This window comes from Ruminococcus albus 7 = DSM 20455 (assembly GCF_000179635.2).
Taxonomy (GTDB): domain Bacteria; phylum Bacillota; class Clostridia; order Oscillospirales; family Ruminococcaceae; genus Hominimerdicola; species Hominimerdicola alba.
In genome coordinates this window covers 2139468-2156972 of record NC_014833.1, presented here as the reverse complement: position 1 = coordinate 2156972, position 17505 = coordinate 2139468, and the positions used below count along the sequence as shown (strand labels likewise).

Annotated in this window: 14 protein-coding genes and 1 pseudogene; 2 read left to right on the top strand and 13 right to left on the bottom strand. The window is 41.6% G+C overall.

What is annotated here, in order from left to right; all coding sequences use genetic code 11:
• Positions 1-37: 37 nt before the first annotated feature.
• On the top strand, positions 38-253 hold the full coding sequence (locus RUMAL_RS09620) for a hypothetical protein (RefSeq protein ID WP_013498558.1): 216 nt from the start codon (positions 38-40) through the stop codon (positions 251-253).
• A pseudogene (locus RUMAL_RS09615) lies at positions 250-654 on the top strand (recombinase family protein); the annotation flags it as partial. The gene RUMAL_RS09620 and the pseudogene RUMAL_RS09615, both read left to right, overlap by 4 nt.
• A 146-nt stretch (positions 655-800) precedes the next feature.
• Here RUMAL_RS09615 and RUMAL_RS09610 read toward each other — a convergent pair.
• The 13 genes from RUMAL_RS09610 to RUMAL_RS09550 all read right to left on the bottom strand — a co-directional run bounded on the left by RUMAL_RS09610 (position 801) and on the right by RUMAL_RS09550 (position 17505).
• Positions 801-2093: a hypothetical protein gene (locus RUMAL_RS09610; RefSeq protein ID WP_013498556.1), complete on the bottom strand. Its 1293-nt coding sequence runs from the start codon at positions 2091-2093 to the stop codon at positions 801-803.
• 164 nt (positions 2094-2257) lie between these two features.
• Positions 2258-3370 carry a DHHW family protein gene (locus RUMAL_RS09605; protein WP_242843382.1) on the bottom strand — a complete coding sequence of 371 codons (1113 nt, stop codon included), beginning with the start codon at positions 3368-3370 and terminating at the stop codon, positions 2258-2260.
• A 3-nt stretch (positions 3371-3373) separates the two neighbouring features.
• Positions 3374-4750 carry an MBOAT family O-acyltransferase gene (locus RUMAL_RS09600; RefSeq protein ID WP_013498554.1) on the bottom strand — a complete coding sequence of 459 codons (1377 nt, stop codon included), beginning with the start codon at positions 4748-4750 and terminating at the stop codon, positions 3374-3376.
• Complete coding sequence (locus RUMAL_RS09595) at positions 4747-5346, bottom strand: ribonuclease M5 (RefSeq protein WP_037303886.1); 600 nt, start codon at positions 5344-5346, stop codon at positions 4747-4749. The genes RUMAL_RS09600 and RUMAL_RS09595 overlap by 4 nt, the downstream gene beginning before the upstream one ends.
• A 4-nt stretch (positions 5347-5350) precedes the next feature.
• Positions 5351-6418 (bottom strand): DNA polymerase III subunit delta, encoded by a 1068-nt coding sequence (gene holA, locus RUMAL_RS09590; RefSeq protein ID WP_013498552.1) that lies wholly within the window; start codon positions 6416-6418, stop codon positions 5351-5353.
• A gap of 1 nt (position 6419) precedes the next feature.
• Positions 6420-8375: a ComEC/Rec2 family competence protein gene (locus RUMAL_RS09585; RefSeq protein WP_013498551.1), complete on the bottom strand. Its 1956-nt coding sequence runs from the start codon at positions 8373-8375 to the stop codon at positions 6420-6422.
• Between the two features lie 65 nt (positions 8376-8440).
• On the bottom strand, positions 8441-8785 hold the full coding sequence (locus tag RUMAL_RS09580) for a histidine triad nucleotide-binding protein (protein WP_013498550.1): 345 nt from the start codon (positions 8783-8785) through the stop codon (positions 8441-8443).
• A gap of 26 nt (positions 8786-8811) precedes the next feature.
• On the bottom strand, positions 8812-9321 hold the full coding sequence (locus tag RUMAL_RS09575) for a GrpB family protein (protein ID WP_013498549.1): 510 nt from the start codon (positions 9319-9321) through the stop codon (positions 8812-8814).
• A gap of 78 nt (positions 9322-9399) precedes the next feature.
• Positions 9400-12057, bottom strand: a complete 2658-nt coding sequence (alaS, locus tag RUMAL_RS09570) for an alanine--tRNA ligase (protein WP_013498548.1) — start codon at positions 12055-12057, stop codon at positions 9400-9402.
• A 26-nt stretch (positions 12058-12083) separates the two neighbouring features.
• On the bottom strand, positions 12084-12923 hold the full coding sequence (locus RUMAL_RS09565) for a VWA domain-containing protein (RefSeq protein WP_013498547.1): 840 nt from the start codon (positions 12921-12923) through the stop codon (positions 12084-12086).
• Between the two features lie 469 nt (positions 12924-13392).
• A complete protein-coding gene (gene cysK / locus RUMAL_RS09560; RefSeq protein WP_013498546.1) occupies positions 13393-14319 on the bottom strand; it encodes a cysteine synthase A in 927 nt (308 codons plus the stop codon).
• A gap of 117 nt (positions 14320-14436) precedes the next feature.
• Positions 14437-16191: a Na/Pi cotransporter family protein gene (locus tag RUMAL_RS09555; protein WP_013498545.1), complete on the bottom strand. Its 1755-nt coding sequence runs from the start codon at positions 16189-16191 to the stop codon at positions 14437-14439.
• Positions 16192-16200: 9 nt separating this feature from the next.
• Positions 16201-17505, bottom strand: coding sequence for a sensor histidine kinase (locus RUMAL_RS09550; RefSeq protein WP_013498544.1), 1305 nt, complete (start codon positions 17503-17505; stop codon positions 16201-16203).

Here is a 17505-nt window from a genome sequence, read left to right as displayed (position 1 = left end):
TAGAAAGCAGGGGAAGTACCTGCTATGGAGGGACAAAATGACATCTGAGAAAAATAAAAAGAATGTCACACAGAACGCAACCAAACAGGAGATCGTGGCGGCTTTGAAGCTCATCAGTCTGCTGTACGAACAGGGTGAGATACCCAAACACGTTTACCGCAATATCTGTAATGAGTATTACGGCAAAGGCCTTGACAAGGTTGCAGATGCGCGCTATACTATACCAAACACAGAAGATAAGGAGGCGGTATGATGTACGGATATAATGCGGTGGCTGTGCCGAAGAATGTGGTCATTTATGCGAGAGTTTCCACCGAGCACGAAGCTCAGCTTTCGGCTCTGGAGAATCAACTGGACTGGTACAAGCCATTGCTTGAACAGCATCCTGAATGGACATTCGTCCGCAGTTATGTTGACGAGGGTATCACGGGAACTTCGGCAAAGAAACGTCCGCAGTTCATGCAGATGCTCAGTGATGCAAAGAACGGCGACTTCAATCTGATACTGACCCGTGAGGTATCACGTTTCGCACGAAACACAGTGGACACTCTGCAATACACCCGTGACCTGAAAAGGCTGGGTGTGGAGGTTTTCTTCATCAACGACAACATCAGGACATTTGACGGTGACGGCGAGCTCCGTATCATACTGTTGACCTTAGGAATGTTGTCGTTGACAGTATAAAATACGATCAAATAAAAGGACTGCGCAACCTTTCGAGGTTACACAGTCCTTTTTCTAAGTATTAATATTTCTTAATTAGTATCCGTCTTGATGATACCTGTGCTTCATTATGAAGCTTATTTAGAGTAGAACTCATTCTGCTTGTCATATACAACCTTAGCTGTGAACTTCTTTATAACGTCAGAATTCTCAGTTATGTCGAGCTCATCTACCCAGCTGTCGATCTTAGCCTGGTAATCATCAGCCTTCAATGTCTGAACAAGAGTATCGCGATTATCCTTTGCATACTTCTCGCTGTTCTCTTTTACATCACCTTTGATTATAATGTAATAGAACGAGTCATCATCGTATGCAGCAACTTTTCCGACTTCCATATCATTTATGAATGCAGCGAGCTTTCCGGAAACGGAATCCTTCATATCATCTTCCATACCGCCGAAATCAAACATCGTGTCATTTGAATTGGTAGCAGTATCTTCATCGGAAGTAGCTATATCATCAAATTCTACAGCATCATCGGTGTCATCCAGTACATCTGCTTTTTCAAAACCTTCTGTTTCATCAGCTGAATCATCTTCTGCAGCGCTGTCCTCAGGTGCATCTACTTCAGTTGCGGTTTCCTGTGTAGGAACAGGACCTACAATATCATCAGCAGGTTCAGTACTGTCTTCCTCAGCTGAAGTTTCAGCTTCATACTTAGCCGCAGCATATGCATTATATTCATCTATAAGGGCATCAAATTCATCATAGGAAAGTCCTTCAGCCTTAGCGAGATACTCATCTCTTATAGCTTCATTCTCCTTATTTTCCTTATCAGCTTCTTCAGCATCCTCAGCATTGGATTTAGAGATCCTTATAGCTTTATATCTTATATAGTTATCTTCTATATACTTCTTAAGGTCAGCATCTGTTACAGCTTCCTTGCCGTCAGCAGCATAGTAGTAATCAAACAGCCTTGTGCGCATGGTCTGCGACATAATAACAGTCTTAATAGACTCCCTGGAAATACCTTCAGCTTCCATAAGGTCACCGCTTGCATCCCATATACTCTTAACACTGTCATTTACCTGCTGAATCTCTTCATCAGTAAGCTTCAATCCCAGTTCATCGAACTTATTGGTGATTGCAACACATTCTTTTGTATTTTTTCTTGCCTGCTCAACGAGATAATCACAAAGCTTCTGACCATCCTTATCGCTGTTAAGATCGATAGTCGCCGTACCTGTTGAATAATATGCCATTGTTAGCTCATAAGAAAGTTCAGTATACAGATTGTATATATATACACCTGCATTAACTTTCTCGCCGCCCTTATAGGTCATGGCATATCTCGTATCGGAACAACCCGACATGGTAAACATCATAGCTGCTGCCGAAATTGCAGCCAGCGCTTTTTTGAATTTATTCATATCAATTCCAGATCCTTTCCTGTTTTATTATGTGAAAACAGACTTTAACTAATATATTATACAACATTAATACAAATAAGTCAAGTGGTATAATAAATTTTTTCACACTGTATGATAAAATAAGGTATTCACATTAAAACGTATACTGTAAAACCGATCAGAAGTTATTGAAGTGTATCGAAGTATCCTGCGCTTGAAAAGCTGTCAATATCAAATATAACCAGGATCTGATCATAGTCATCAGTATCTACTACTTCAGAAAGCTTCATATCTGCTCGTTTGAGTTTATTGGGATCGACCATAGTTATCTTGCTGTAATGAGCGGTATAGAAAGGAAGTATCGCATTTGCATAGCCACCTTTAATTATCAGTAGCTTGGGAGCATCATTCAGCTTAGTATACACATCTGTTTTTATATATCTGTTACCAAAAAGAAAAATATCTGTCTTTTTTGAACTTTTAAGTGCAGATCTGAAATATACAGATTCAGCTTCTTTCTTTTCTGTTTCTCCGAACATCTCGACCTTAGTTACTGGGCTCTGATACTTTGATCTGAATATATTTATTCTATCCGGCTCCAGTACGCTGGCCATTAAATTATCGTAAAGTTCTCCTTTGAAATTCGCATCGGCATACTCCTGATCGTAATTGTCAAGTGTGACAGCAGAAAAACCCAGCGCTTTTAAAGATTCTGTGTATGCATAATATGCTCCGAAGCTAGTCCACTGATCTTCAGTTCGATAGTAAACATATTCATCTCTTGCGGAATACAGAGGGTAGAAAGCATCAATAGAAATGATTTGTTTATCAAGCTGCATATATGCTTCATTTATACTTTCGCGCTGATCTCTGCTGTCAGAAATTTCGGGAATATCAGCACTGTATACACCTGCTGCCGTTGGCACAAGCATCATATATATTGGACGATCGGTATTAGCTGCAAGCTCATTTATATGAGCCACATTCTCGATCTTTTTGTCCTCACTATGAATATCATTCAGTCTGACTAGCCTGTTGCCTGTGAAAAATGTATCTCCAAATCTCCTTTTTCCGGAGCATATCATTATGTTGGTATACATCGTTCTCCAGTTTGACCTCATTGGAAAATTCTGTTCAACATATTCTGTACAAGCTTCTATAGTTGAATCAGCCCCTGCTTTAAGTTCAGAAAAAGAGATATTTCCCTGAAAAAATAATATACTGACTGCAAACATGATCAGTATAGCAAAAAATGCAACTACTGTAATAGAATCAGAAAATTTTTTCAACCATCTCACCTCCTAGAACAAATAATTACAGTTTTCGCCTGAAACTAAAAAAGCTGTGCATATTATAAGCAACGCGATAACCCAGACAGGCTGGATAATAGTTCTTAGATACTCGTTGTTAAATACCTTTTTTCGCATCAGATATCCCAATAAACCAAACATAATAATGATCCCTGTAATAAGAACAAACGAATAAGCTCCCAGAAGGTAACCTGAAACAGTATCAATTGCTGAATTACCGGCACCAAACATTACACCTATAAAATCCTGTGCTTCTTTAAAATCCGAAAAAGCCATGAACGGCATAATTACGATCATGAGAAATAATACCAGTATAGAACGTAAAAACTCAGGAAGTTTTATTAGAGGAGTTTCCAATATTTTTTCAAGACACAGTATAATTATCACCGCAGAGGCAAATATGATATTTCGCAGGGACGTTCCATACCACAGCATAGTTGCTATCACAGATATCATTATAGCTGCAAATTCCGAGAAACAGTTTCCCTCATGTCTTATATTACGGTAAATATAATTTCTTGACCAGAAGTACAGCGAAGGATTCATGCGTCTTCCAAGTGCCCTGAAACTATACGAATTTGCTGCCCCACGGAAACCGTTTGATAACTCAATTCCCATCATTGATGCAGTTCCGCATGCTATATAATTGAAAGCACACACTTCAAAATAGAAAAAGAGCGTAAACGCCAACGATCCAAGCCAAGCTGATAACATCGGAAGATCGTTCACAGGTATATCCGTAACATCATGCCAAAGCTCGATCATCGAATTAGATATAAACAGTTTCATTATAATACCTGACATCAATAGCCGTACACCGTTGGCACATTTATCAAAATCAGGTTTTGGTTCTTCGAGCTTATTCCTTATTTTATCAAAACTCAGTATCGGTCCAGCTGCAAATGACGGGAAGAAAGCAATATATTCCGCAACAGTTGTGAAGCGATGTTCACATACATATTTCTTTTTGAAAATATCAACGCAATATGCGATCGAATGCAGCGGCATTACGGAAACTCCTATCACTGAAGCACTTTTAACCAAGGATCGCTGTCCAATCAAAGCCATAAAATCGGAACCATCAAAAGCGGATCTGTGAAAAAGCAGAAAGGCAGCTGCATTGACAGCTATCTCCAAAACCAGAATTAATTTGCTGATCGCTTTATCTCTGAAATTATGTATGAATATTCCGAACAGATATCCGCTGAGTATGCATACACCCATTGGGATAAGTCCGACAGGATCAGCACAGAATATCAAACCGGCACCTGCCACCAGGACAAGTTTGCCTTTCAATCCTTTAGGTATGATAAGATAAAGCCCCATAAAAACAGGCAGGAAAAAATATAAAAAGCTAAGATCGCTCATTCTCCCTCCCCTTTCAGTTTATTGATATAATTTATAAATGCTTCGCGCCCCATAAGAGTACTGACAGCATCCCTCAATGCATTTGAGGAAAGATTCTCGGGTAATCCAAGAGAAAGGGCGGTTTTTTTTCTAAGTACCGAGCTGTTTTCACATCCATTTAATCCGAGAGCTATCATATCCTGCTTAGTTACAGGTTCACGGATTATTTCTTCATCACTATTGAGCCCGGCTTTTTCAAAGGCTTCCCTCAGTACATCAACACTCATTCCCTCAACACCAAGTTTACCTTCCTTTGAAGCATGAGTTTTACGTTTCTCTTTGCCAAAAATAACAGGACAGTAAACATTGATGATCTTGGCATCTCCGACTATACTCTTGATACGTCCGCGTATTTGCTGACCTGCTGTATCAGAATCTGTAAGAATGATAAGTCCTACACTATTGGCATACATCTGTATAAGTTTGACCTTATCCTCGCTCCTGTAAACTCCAAATCCGTCTGTGGTTATTATAACACCGTCTATGACGTTTTTCAAAGCGATCTTGTCATACTTCCCTTCCACAACGACCGCTTGTCTAAGTTTTATCTTTTCCATACAATCATACCCTGCCGTTCCCTGCCATAAAGCATTCTGCAACACGTTGCTCCAACACAAGCATTGCGCTTTTTTTATCAAGTGAGGTTGTTTTCATCGTAAGATCTGTATCAGACATGATACGAAGTACCTCCCTGATCTTATGCAGTGATATACCGCCGCATATCTGATATGCCTTTTTAACTGCAAACTCTCTGTTTTTTGCATATCCGAAATCCCTACAAGCATCGGAGTGGCTCAGACCGGATGATCTTGCAAGCTTAGCACGGTAGATATCTGTAAGAGAAAAACCTATGATGCTTACGATCTCATAAGCATCATAATCTTGTTTTGCAAGCTCGGATAGACGGTTGTACACATATTTCGCATTATTATTAAGGATATTTACAGCAAGCTCGTATCCGTCAGATTCAATGTGTTTTACACAGATAGTATCAATATCATCTTTTGTGATGCTCCTGCCCTTAGCATAAGCTGAAAGTTTATCTATCTCCTGCTTTATGTATGCAGAATCACAGCCACAGCATTCGGCAAGATATTCAGCAGTACGCTTATCTATAGCACAACCGTTTTTCTGTAAAGCAGCCGCAATAGAACGCCCGAGCTCACTTGCAGTCTTGTAAGCAAAATCAACAACATCACCATACTTTGCGCAGTAATCACAAAATCTTTTATTTTTATCTGTAAGATTCCTTTTGTTTTTATAAAGATCGACACCTGTAGAATAGATTATAACAGTTGTAGTCTCAGAAAGATTTGAAACTATCTTTCTTAAAGAGTCGCCATCCTCTTTGGAAATATCTTCCATTCTCAGATCATTGATGGCAATAACAACACGTTCTGCGAACATCGGAAGAGCCTCGCAGGCATCTATCAGTGAAGGAATATCCAGCCCCTTGCCTTCAAATTTATGGAAATTCATGAACTGTGCATCTTTCGGGCATAACTTGTTTATCAGCCAGCGAACGAAGCTTTCTATTGATGCAGTATCATGTCCGTAGAAATAGTAAAGGCTTGCAGCCTCACCGTTCTTTATATCCTTTGTTATGCTAGATGTATTACTGACAGGCATACTACAGCCTCCTCAAATATTTACCGTCATATTCCAATACGTCAGTTTCAGTCGATATATCGACTTCTTCTCCGTTTATCACAACTTTACCTTTGCCTAAAAAGATATCGTTATCTTCAAACCTTACAATAAAGCCTCCATCAGCAGATCTTACTTTAATATCACCTGTATCTGCATCATTGTTATGATCAAGATAGACTATTCCATTATCGTTATTGTTTGTTAGATCATCACATACAAATACAGTATCAGGATTTAAATACAGATCGTCTTTATACCCGGCAGCAGTAATTACTCCATTTTCTGAAATAAATGCGTAAGGCATTTCGCGTATACCGAGTTTATCCATCTGATGCTGCAAAGCACTGTCCATTCTCCCCTTGCAGCCAACGTCAAATATTATGGCGATCCCATGTCGTGAAAGCATATAAGCTGTTCTTTTACGATCAGGCAGAATTGTCAGTTTATAGTCATCATCAATAAAACGAACTATATTAGCTGAAGCACACCATACAGCCAGTACAGTACAGGTACATAAGAGCAATTTTCTGATCTCCTTTGAACGTGTACAAACCAAAACCATTAAAACAGAAGAAACAATGACAATACCGGTTATTACTGACGAAGAAGTAAATACATAACTGAAATCAAGTGTTGCCAATTTATCCGAGCAGAATAAAACAAATTTAACCGGCAGAACAGCAGCGATAAGCAGTGGCGTTGAAACTAAAGTTCCTCCTGTAAAAAGGACAATAAAGCATAGCTGCAATGACATCGTACAAACAGGTACAAGCAAAAGATTGGTCAGCAATGACATTATAGATATACCACCAAACAGTAAAGCTGATGCAGGGGCTGTCATAAATAATACAGAAGCCGAAAGCCTCATTGTTATCTCAACCTTATCATTTTCATGGTCAGATGAAATCAGCACAAGTTCTATTGCCGCTACAGCAAGAAATGAAAGGATGAACGATGGAGATACTGCTGTATATGGCTTTAAAAATGTCAGTAAAACGGCGCTGAGCCCAAGGGAGTTCAATCCGTCACTCTTTCTTCCGAAGAAAGTACCGCTTCGTGTAAGGGTCATCATAACTGCAGCCCTGACTACACTTACAGATAGTCCGGCAAATACAGCAAATCCCCAAATTTCAGCAAGAGTCAGTATAAATACAGCCTTTTTAGCCTTTATGATCTTTCCTATGATATATCCAAATAAAGATGCAGCGATGACCAGATGTATACCCGATACCGCAAATATGTGTCCAAGACCGCTTCTGTACAGTTCAGTTTTCATAGCAGAAGACATTTCGCTCTTGTCACCGCAAAGCATAGCTCCAAGAAATGCACCCTCACGTTTCGGACAAACTGTCATAATTTTTTCAAATAATTTGTCACGATATTCACGAACGCCACGGAAAACAGGATTTACAGATCTTCCTGATAGATCATAGCTACCTGTTCCATAGCCACCCTGAAGGAATACACTTTTTGAATAATTATAGCTTCCGCTGTTAAATCTGACACCATCTTCTATAGTGTTCACAGTATCAGTTACTGATATCTCATCGTAATAATGGATATCTCCATATGGCAAAACATAAGATATCTCAGCATTTAAACTATTGATCTTTCCACAGACAGTAACTCTGTCATACTTTCCATCCAGCTGAGTTATATCCTTTACATAGCCGTTTATGTTAACTTTTTTCCCGTCAAGATCAACAAGTCTGTTATACACATGATAAGTGTAGTATGAATTCACAGCAATACCAACTGCAAAAGCCGTGAAACAAAGTATGGTATGTCGTCGAAAGTTTTTCAGTGCAGCAAAAATGATCACTGCCAGTCCGAAAGCTGTCAGCAAAAAAATAAGATTATTTTCGCTTCTGAAAGCTGCAGCCAATATAAGCGCTGCACAAAATGAAAAACCTGCCCATGCTGCTTTTCTGGTCATATGATCACCACACTATATAAGGCTGTCAGAAAAATCAATTTTCCGACAGCCCCTAAACCTATCAGTTAGCCTGCAGGCCAGGTAAGGGGTCTGCCCGCAAGAACATGGAAATGAATGTGAAATACACTCTGTCCTGCACTCTCACCACAGTTTGTAACAACGCGGTAGCCGTCTTTCATTGCTTCATTTTCCTTGGCGATCTTAGCGATAACTTCATAAATATGGGCTATTACAGCACTATTTGCTTCATTAACTTCATCAAGTTTTGAGATATGCTGTTTTGGTATCACAAGAAAATGAACAGGTGCAGTAGGTGCGATATCTTCAAATGCGTAAACAAGTTCGTCCTCGTAAACTTTTTTTGAGGGTATCTCCCCCGCGATTATCTTACAGAATAAACAATCAGACATTTTTCTTACCTCCGGATCAATAAAATTTATATTCCTATCTCCGCATATATCTTCTCGATAAACGGAGATTTATATTCGATATATTTTTCAATATCATCTGGAAAAAACGCCGCACCCTTTTCCTTTATACGGCTGTATTCCACTACCGCTTCGGGGTGAAAACGCAGATAGTCCCTGAACTTGATATGCCTGTTAAGCTCAGATGAATCCTCAGCACAAACATAAAGATGATGCTTACGCAGATGTTCTTTACCTTTGTACTTGAAAGCTTCGCGTCCGCTGATACCAAGGTCGCCCTCGTGTACATAGCCTGTCTTGCCTAACGCATCAATCATATTTTCAAGCAAACTTACATCACGTATTACAACATCGATATCAATTATCGGTTTAGCCGAAAGCCCAATAACCGAAGTGCTTCCGACATGCTCTATCCTCAGCGCGAGATTTCCCAGCGCAACGTTCAGTTCGGCTTTGATAGCCTGAAAATCAGCAGCCCATTCTTCATTATACTGTTCTACCACAACAGGCTTGCCCATCAGGTTTTACTCCGATACATATGGATTATATCTGTCAGGCGGTGCAATATATCAGCACCGCCGCAGATCATATTTATATTACTTGATGAATTCTCCTGCAACCTCAGCAGCCTTTTCAAGTGCAGCGCCGATCAGTGTGACATCACCAACACCTGCCATAGCAGAATCAGGACGTCCGCCGCCCTTACCGTTAGTAAGTGCAGCTATCTTGCCTGCTATCTTGCCTGCGTGAGCACCCTTAGCAACAGCTTCCTTGCCTGCAGCAGCAACGATGTTGCCCTTTTCGCCATTTACAGTGGTCATTATTACAAGAACATTGTCGTTAGCAGCCTTCAGCTCGTCAGCCATCTTTCTCAGTACATCGGGCTTGATATTTGTAAGCTGAGCAGTTGCAACAGAAACGCCGTTAACGTCAACAGCGTTCTCCAGAACTGACTTAGCTCTCATGTTAGCCATAGAAGTTTCAAGAGAATCTCTCTCCTTCTCAAGACCCTTTATCTCATGCATTACAGCGCCGCAGCGTGCAACAAGTTCAGCAGGATTGTTGAGTTTAAGTGTCTCGGAAGCCTTGTTTATGGTATCGATATTGGAATTGAGCAGTTCCAAAACACCTGTACCTGTTACAGCTTCGATTCTTCTTACACCCGAAGCAACGGAGTTCTCGGAGATGATCTTGAACAGACCGATCTTTGAAGTGTTGTTCAGATGAGTACCGCCGCAGAATTCGATAGATGCAGCATCGGACTTGTCACCCATGGTAACAACTCTTACAGTCTCACCGTACTTTTCGCCGAACAGTGCCATAGCACCCAGCTTCTGAGCCTCGGCGATAGGCATTTCCTCCATTGTGATATCCAGTGCATCGAAAATATACTTGTTTACAAGAGCCTCGACCTTAGCCTTTTCTTCATTGGTCATAGCCTCAAAGTGAGAGAAGTCGAAACGCAGCCTCTGGCTGTCAACCAACTGACCTGCCTGATGAACGTGATCACCAAGAACACTTCTCAGTGCAGCCTGCAGAAGATGTGCGCAGCTGTGGTTTCTCATGGTAGCCAGACGCTTAGCCTTGTCAACCTTGAATGTAACCTGCTGACCAACTGTCAGCGCACCCTCTGTTACCTTTACTTTCAGTGCGAACTTTCCGCCAACTGCCTTCTGTGTATCCAGAACATCTGCCTTGCCGGTTGCAGTCTCAACGATACCTGTATCGCCGGTCTGTCCGCCGCTTTCAGCATAGAAACAAGTCTGGTCGGGAACGATATATACAACGTCCTCAACACCGGCATTTTCGATAAGATCTTCATCATTAGCAAGATAAGAGATTACTCCGGTGTCTTCGGTCTTATCATAGCCTGTGAACTTTGTAGAAACGTTCTTGTCGATCTTATGGAATACAGTTTCCTCAGCACCCATGTAGCCCTGAGATTCTCTTGCACCTCTTGCAGTCTCTCTCTGCTTCTCCATGCAAACAGCATAGCCTTCTTCATCAGCAGAAAGTCCCTTTTCTTCCAGTATCTCTCTGGTCAGATCAAGCGGGAAACCATAGGTGTCGGAAAGCTTGAAGCAGCTCTCTCCGTCAAGAGTAGTCTTGCCCTCAGCCTGAAGCTTCTCAATATACTCGTCCAGTATCTTCATACCTCTGTCGATAGTGGAGTTGAAGTTCTGTTCCTCGGTAGTCAGCACCTTTACGATATAGTCAAACTTTTCTTCCAGTTCGTTATATTCGCACTTGTTGCAGTCAACAACTGTCTTTACAAGGTCTTTCAGAAACAGACCGTTTATACCAAGCAGTTTGCCGTGACGGACAGCACGTCTGAGAAGTCTTCTCATAACATAGCCTCTGCCTTCGTTTGAAGGAAGTACACCGTCGGAAGCAAGAAATGTTACTGCACGGATATGGTCGGTGATAACACGAATAGATACGTCCTTCTTGTACTCAGCACCGTACTCGCAGCCAGCGATCTTGCAGATGTGATCTCTGATAGCCTTAACTGTATCAACATCGAAAATGGAATCAACGCCCTGCATCAGTGCTGCAAGTCTTTCCAGACCCATACCTGTATCGATGTTCTTCTGTGCCAGAGGAGTGTAAGTGCCGTCCTCGTGTCTCTCAAACTGAGTGAATACCAGATTCCAGAACTCCATATATCTGTCACAGTCGCATCCTACGCCGCAGGTAGGCTTGCCGCAGCCGTACTTCTCGCCGCGGTCGAAATAGATCTCAGAGCAGGGACCGCAGGGGCCGTCTGTACCAGCCTCCCAGAAGTTGTCCTCCTTGCCCATGCGGACGATATGATCCATAGGCACACCGATCTCCTCGTGCCAGATCTTTTCAGCCTCGTCATCGTCCTCGTATACCGATACGTGAAGTCTGTCAAGGGGCAGCTTCAGAACGTCGGTAACATACTCCCAAGCCCATGCGATAGCTTCTTTCTTGAAGTAGTCGCCAAAGGAGAAGTTACCAAGCATCTCAAAGTAAGTACCGTGTCTTGCGGTCTTACCAACGTTCTCGATATCACCTGTTCTGATGCACTTCTGACAAGTAGTCATACGTACTCTCGGAGGAACCTCCTGGCCTGTAAAATAAGGTTTCAGAGGAGCCATACCTGCAACGATCAGCAGCAGACTCTTGTCGTTCTGGGGTACAAGAGGATAGCTCTTGTGTCTCAGACATCCCTTGCTTTCAAAAAATTTCAGATACGATTCTCTCAGATCATTAAGACTGGTCCATTCCATTATATATCTTTCCTTTCAAAAATAATTTACGTAAAAATATCCACTAATATTTCAATTATATCGACAATCAATCCGCCAACTTCAAGTCCAGAACTTTCGCTGCGCTTTTTGAGCTTTTTAAGGTACTTCTTTTTCTGCTTGTCCATCACATCGCCCTTAGAGATCATTTCCCTGACCTCGGGATAATTCAGCCATTTCGGATATTCGTCAAGAAGCTTTGTGTAAAGAGAAACATCATCTATCACCTCAATATCAGCAAGATTCTCGATGGCAAAGAAATTCGCATTATCTACATATCTGCCGTCCATATCGTCAAGCTTTCTCAAGTACCTGAATCCATTCTTACTCGTATCGCCTATCCCGACAAACTGAAAGAATATCGGAAAGTGAGAAAGGATCTTTATAGCTTTGTCCGTATCTGATTCGTCGGCATTATCACCGTCGGTGATAAAGATAACATATGTCGGTATTTTCGCAGGTTCTTCCTGAACGAAATAACTGCCCACATCGCGGAGAACGGGCGCATACATCGTTCCGCCCCGCGCAGAGATCTTGTTATCCTTGATGTAGTCGTAAAAATTCGTCCTCGTTATCGGCGGATACCGCTTGAACTCATGGTCGAAAGTCCACACTTCCATAGAGCCGTCATCATCAAAAGCCATAGCCAGCGGAAGCAGTCTTTCCAGCGTTGCCTGTACCATACCGCTCTGAAAAGCTTTCGTCATTGAACCCGAAACGTCCAACACAACAGCGACTCTCGAAATAAGATGGCTCATATCTGTCTTTTTAAGACAAACTTTATGCACAGTTTCTTTTCTTAATTCAAGACGTTTCTCTGATTCTTCCTTTGATAGTCTGATGCTCATATTTAAAGCACCTCCTGCAATTGTTATCTCCCTTTGAAAGTATTCTGTATCTCTTGATAAACGCCGCGAACTCATGTTAAAACAAAAACAGCCCCGCCCCTGTACATGGGACGAAGCTGAATACTCCGTGATACCACCCAAATTGACGCACACTGAATATACGCGCCCACTCGACATCTTTAACGCAGATGATACGTCACTGTTTTCACAGTGCGAGCTCAGGTCAGCCACCGCCGCTCAGACAGGAGCTTGCACCCACCGCTCCCTCTCTTCAGTCCTCGCCTGCGGATAATTCCGTCACAGCATTTACATATATACATATATTATATACGATATGTCCTCGATTGTCAAGAGCTTTAACGGATTTTTCACCTTTCTTCACCAAGCTTTTTTCGCTGAAAGTACATTTCTATCGATAAAAGAACGGACTGCGCTTGATTTTCTCACGCCGTCCGTTTAAAACATATGATCATTCAAAAAGTGGTGTAGAGAAATATCTCTCAGCAGTATCAGGCAGTATCGTTACAACTGTTTTGCCTTCTCCAAGTTTTTCAGCAAGCTTTAGTGCAGCTGCTACGTTAGTACCACTGGATATACCACACATGATGCCCTCTTTTGAAGCCAGATCCTTTGCTGTCTGAATAGCTTCCTCATCGCTGACGATGTATATCTCATCGTAAATATTCTGATTGAGAATATCCGGTATTATACCATCTCCGATGCCCATCTGTAAATGTGTGCCTATCGTACCACCTGCGAGGATGGCAGCATTCTCAGGCTCGACAGCCCATATCTCAAGATCGGGATACTGCGCACGTAGTGCTTCACCGATACCTGTGATAGTTCCGCCGGTACCTATGCCCGAACAGAAACCGTCGATCTTTCCTGCTGTCTGTTCCATTATCTCCAGCGCAGTATGATACTTGTGAGCATAAACATTGTTTGGGTTAGCAAACTGCTGAGGAACAAATACTTTAGGATCCTCGGCTGCCATTCTTAAAGCTGTATCGAGGCATTCCTGAATGCAGGCACCGATATCGCCATCATCGTGTATAAGCATTACCTTAGCTCCATAATGCTCTACCAGTTTACGTCTTTCCTCACTGACAGAATCAGGCATTATGATAATAGTCTTATAACCTCTTACAGCTCCCACAAGAGCAAGACCAATTCCCTGATTGCCGCTGGTAGGTTCAACGATCACAGTATCTTCTTTTATTAGCCCCTGTTTTTCGGCATTTTTTATCATATTATAAGCAGTTCTGGTTTTGATTGAACCGCCGACATTCAGTCCTTCAAATTTAACAAGGACTTCGGCATTACCGGGCTTATTCATACGATTGAGCCTTATCATAGGTGTGTGTCCGAGTGCTTCAAGAATATTGTTATATATCATTTCTTCTTCTCCGTTCATGGTTATAAATATAATTTATAAAAACATAATTATAATACTATAAAACAAATCATTTGTCAAGAGTTTATCATGAACTGAAAAACAGTTTGCTTACATAGCTTATTCCTCAGCAAGCCTGTATTTCTGCCCATAAGAAGTATAACATTCTATGAATTTCGGAGACAGTTCAGCTTTCAGACCACTTAGATAATCATGGCTGTTCATGCTGGATTTTGATATCTGTATGATAGATACTGCAATATTAGAACAATGATCGGATACTCTTTCACAGTTGATAAGCAGATCGGAAAGGTAAACACCAAGTTCGGGGCTGCATTCTCCTTTGCGAAGTCTTGCGATATGCTTATCCCTTATAGTTTTTGTCAGATCGTCAATGACCTCTTCAAGAGGTTCGACATTGAAGGCTATTTCTGTATCCTCGGCGGAGAAAGCTTTCACAGTCATTTCGGATATTTCGGTAAGTGCTGCGAAAAGAGTAGCAAAATCTGCCTTGGCATTCAAAGAAAATTCCTGCCCGCTTTGCTTCATCTCACGACCTGTTTCGATCATATTTATAGCATGATCGCTTATCCGCTCAAAGTCACTGATGCAGTGCAGGAGCTCAGTAACGATACGGCTGTCATGATCTGTCAGGCTGACTGATGAAAGTTCCAGCAGAAACGTAGACAGTTTATCCTCCATTTCATCAAGCATCTGTTCTTTGTCTTCAACGCTTTGTATAGCTTTTTCGTTAATATCAAACATAGCTTTCAGAGATTCCAACAAAGCATCCTTTGCACCGACAGCCATTTCTATAGTTCTTTCTCTGCACTGAGATACAGCAAGCGGCGGAGTTGAAATAAGGCGATTATCAAGCAGAACGCTCTTCTCATTTTCATTGGCTTTTGGTATGATACGATTAGCCAGCTTAACCAGATGATCAGTGAATGGCAGAAGTATCAGTGTGGTCACAATGTTGAATATGGAGTGTACAGCTGCTATCTCCACAGCACCGATGGATTTATCCACAAAACTGAAATGAATAACAGCGTTCAGTCCATAGAAGATAGTAAGGCAAACTATAGTACCGATAAAGTTAAATAACATGTGCACTACAGTAACACGCTTTGCATTTTTGTTTACACCGATCGAGGACAGCAATGCAGTGACGCAGGTACCAATATTCTGACCCATTATGATAGGGATAGCCATTTTATAGGATATAGCACCTGTCAGGGAAAGCGCCTGAAGTATACCAACGGATGCAGCCGAGGATTGTATCACACCGGTGAAAAGTGCACCAAATACCACACTGAGAAGCGGATTTTCAAAAGCCGTCAGCAGCTTTGTGAAGCCTTCTGTTTCAGCCAGCGGCGAAACCGCCTCCTTCATAAGCTCCATTCCGTACATTAGCACTGCAAAGCCAACCATGATAGTGCCTATGTCCTGACGCTTCTTTTTCTTGCTCATCATTATCATGATTATTCCGGCAAGTGCTACTATAGGTGCGAAGTTTTCGGGCTTTAGCATCGAGATAAATATGTTGTCACTTTTTATACCGGCTGTACTGAGCAGCCAAGCCGTCAGCGTTGTTCCGACATTTGAGCCCATTATAACGCCGACCGTCTGTTCAAGCTGCATGATACCTGAATTTACAAGTCCTACAAGCATCACAGTCATAGCAGATGAAGACTGGACTGCTATTGTTATTCCTGCACCGAGTGCAAGGCTTTTAAATGGATTTGATGTCATCTTTTTAAGAGTAGCTTCAAGTTTACCGCCTGCTATTTTTTCCAGACTCTGTGACATTACGTGCATACCGAAAAGGAAGAATGCCAGTCCTCCGCACAGAGTACATATTGAAAATATATTCATTTTACTCTCCTATCTGAATGTGACAGTGATGCTTGTTCCAACACCTACTGTACTTTTTACATCTATATCGGCTTTATGATGTTCTGCTATATGCCGCACGATGGACAATCCCAGACCAGTTCCGCCTTTTGCTCGGCTCCTGCTTTTGTCTATGCGGTAGAATCTCTCGAATATACGCGGTATACTTTCCTGTGGAATACCTATACCCGTATCGGAAACTGTCAGCCTTTTATCAACTATAAAAATGTCTATATTCCCGTTTTCTCGGTTATACTTTATAGCATTGTCAACAAGATTATAGATCAGTTCGGTTATCTCTGTTCTGCTTCCCTTTACAACGGTGCCTTCTCCTTTTATGTTAATTCTGATACCGCGGTTTTCAGCCTGATTCAGAAGACGTTCAATACAATCTTCAGACAGCGCTTTCAAATCTACGTCATCATCTAGCGGAGTATCACTGATTATATCAAGCTCAGACAGACGTAATATATCACCGATAAGTGTCAGCATACGTGCAGACTCCTTTTTGATCTTGCCTGCGAATTTAATGCTGTCATCGCCTTTCGCCATTCCCGTTTCAATAAGCTCAGCATACCCGGAAATGGAAGTCAGCGGTGTTTTCAACTCGTGAGATACATTAGCCGTGAACTCCTGACGCATTTCACTCTGTGCATTTCTTACGGATCTTATCTCCTCGACCAGAGGTATTACTTCAGGATACATATCTGCATCAGTAACAGGAAGATCCTTTTTCAGCATCTCGGGTATCTTTTTTAAAGGAGCAATAAGTTTTTCGGTAAGCTTTACAGATACTATGAACGACACTATTATGATACCGACGATTATAAATAATATTATTAATAGAGAACGTTCAAAAAGGGCGATCATTGAATCGGTCTGTATCGAAACACGAAGTATGCTGTTATCATCCAGTCTGACAGCGTAGTAGTGATCCTCAGTGCCAAGTGTATCAGACAAGCGAGTATCACTGCCTGTACCTGTTTCAGCTGCTGATCTTATCTCTGGTCTGTCGAGATGATTTGTCATTGTAAGGTGATCAGCATCGCTCTCATAAAGCACATTACCATCCTTGTCAATAAGCGTTATGCGGAAGTCTTCATCCGAAAATTTTTCAAGTTCATCTGCAGAAGAAAGATCTTCATAGCTTTCAGCCACTAGTCTGCATTCGTGAACAAGGTTTTCCTCAACCTCTCTGCGAAAGAAACCGTAATAAGATACAGTAGTTATCACAATCCCCGTTATAGCAGTTATGATCCCCATATAAAACAGACTGAGCACTATTTTTCTTTCCAT

Excerpts from the sequence above, each read along its gene's own strand:
- RUMAL_RS09620 (WP_013498558.1), top strand. The coding sequence starts at position 38 with ATGACATCTGAGAAAAATAAAAAGAATGTCACACAGAACGCAACCAAA.
- RUMAL_RS09610 (WP_013498556.1), bottom strand. The coding sequence starts at position 2,093 with ATGAATAAATTCAAAAAAGCGCTGGCTGCAATTTCGGCAGCAGCTATG.
- RUMAL_RS09600 (WP_013498554.1), bottom strand. The coding sequence starts at position 4,750 with ATGAGCGATCTTAGCTTTTTATATTTTTTCCTGCCTGTTTTTATGGGG.
- RUMAL_RS09595 (WP_037303886.1), bottom strand. The coding sequence starts at position 5,346 with ATGGAAAAGATAAAACTTAGACAAGCGGTCGTTGTGGAAGGGAAGTAT.
- holA (WP_013498552.1), bottom strand. The coding sequence starts at position 6,418 with ATGCCTGTCAGTAATACATCTAGCATAACAAAGGATATAAAGAACGGT.
- RUMAL_RS09585 (WP_013498551.1), bottom strand. The coding sequence starts at position 8,375 with ATGACCAGAAAAGCAGCATGGGCAGGTTTTTCATTTTGTGCAGCGCTT.
- RUMAL_RS09580 (WP_013498550.1), bottom strand. The coding sequence starts at position 8,785 with ATGTCTGATTGTTTATTCTGTAAGATAATCGCGGGGGAGATACCCTCA.
- RUMAL_RS09575 (WP_013498549.1), bottom strand. The coding sequence starts at position 9,321 with ATGGGCAAGCCTGTTGTGGTAGAACAGTATAATGAAGAATGGGCTGCT.
- alaS (WP_013498548.1), bottom strand. The coding sequence starts at position 12,057 with ATGGAATGGACCAGTCTTAATGATCTGAGAGAATCGTATCTGAAATTT.
- RUMAL_RS09565 (WP_013498547.1), bottom strand. The coding sequence starts at position 12,923 with ATGAGCATCAGACTATCAAAGGAAGAATCAGAGAAACGTCTTGAATTA.
- cysK (WP_013498546.1), bottom strand. The coding sequence starts at position 14,319 with ATGATATATAACAATATTCTTGAAGCACTCGGACACACACCTATGATA.
- RUMAL_RS09555 (WP_013498545.1), bottom strand. The coding sequence starts at position 16,191 with ATGAATATATTTTCAATATGTACTCTGTGCGGAGGACTGGCATTCTTC.
- RUMAL_RS09550 (WP_013498544.1), bottom strand. The coding sequence starts at position 17,505 with ATGGAAAGAAAAATAGTGCTCAGTCTGTTTTATATGGGGATCATAACT.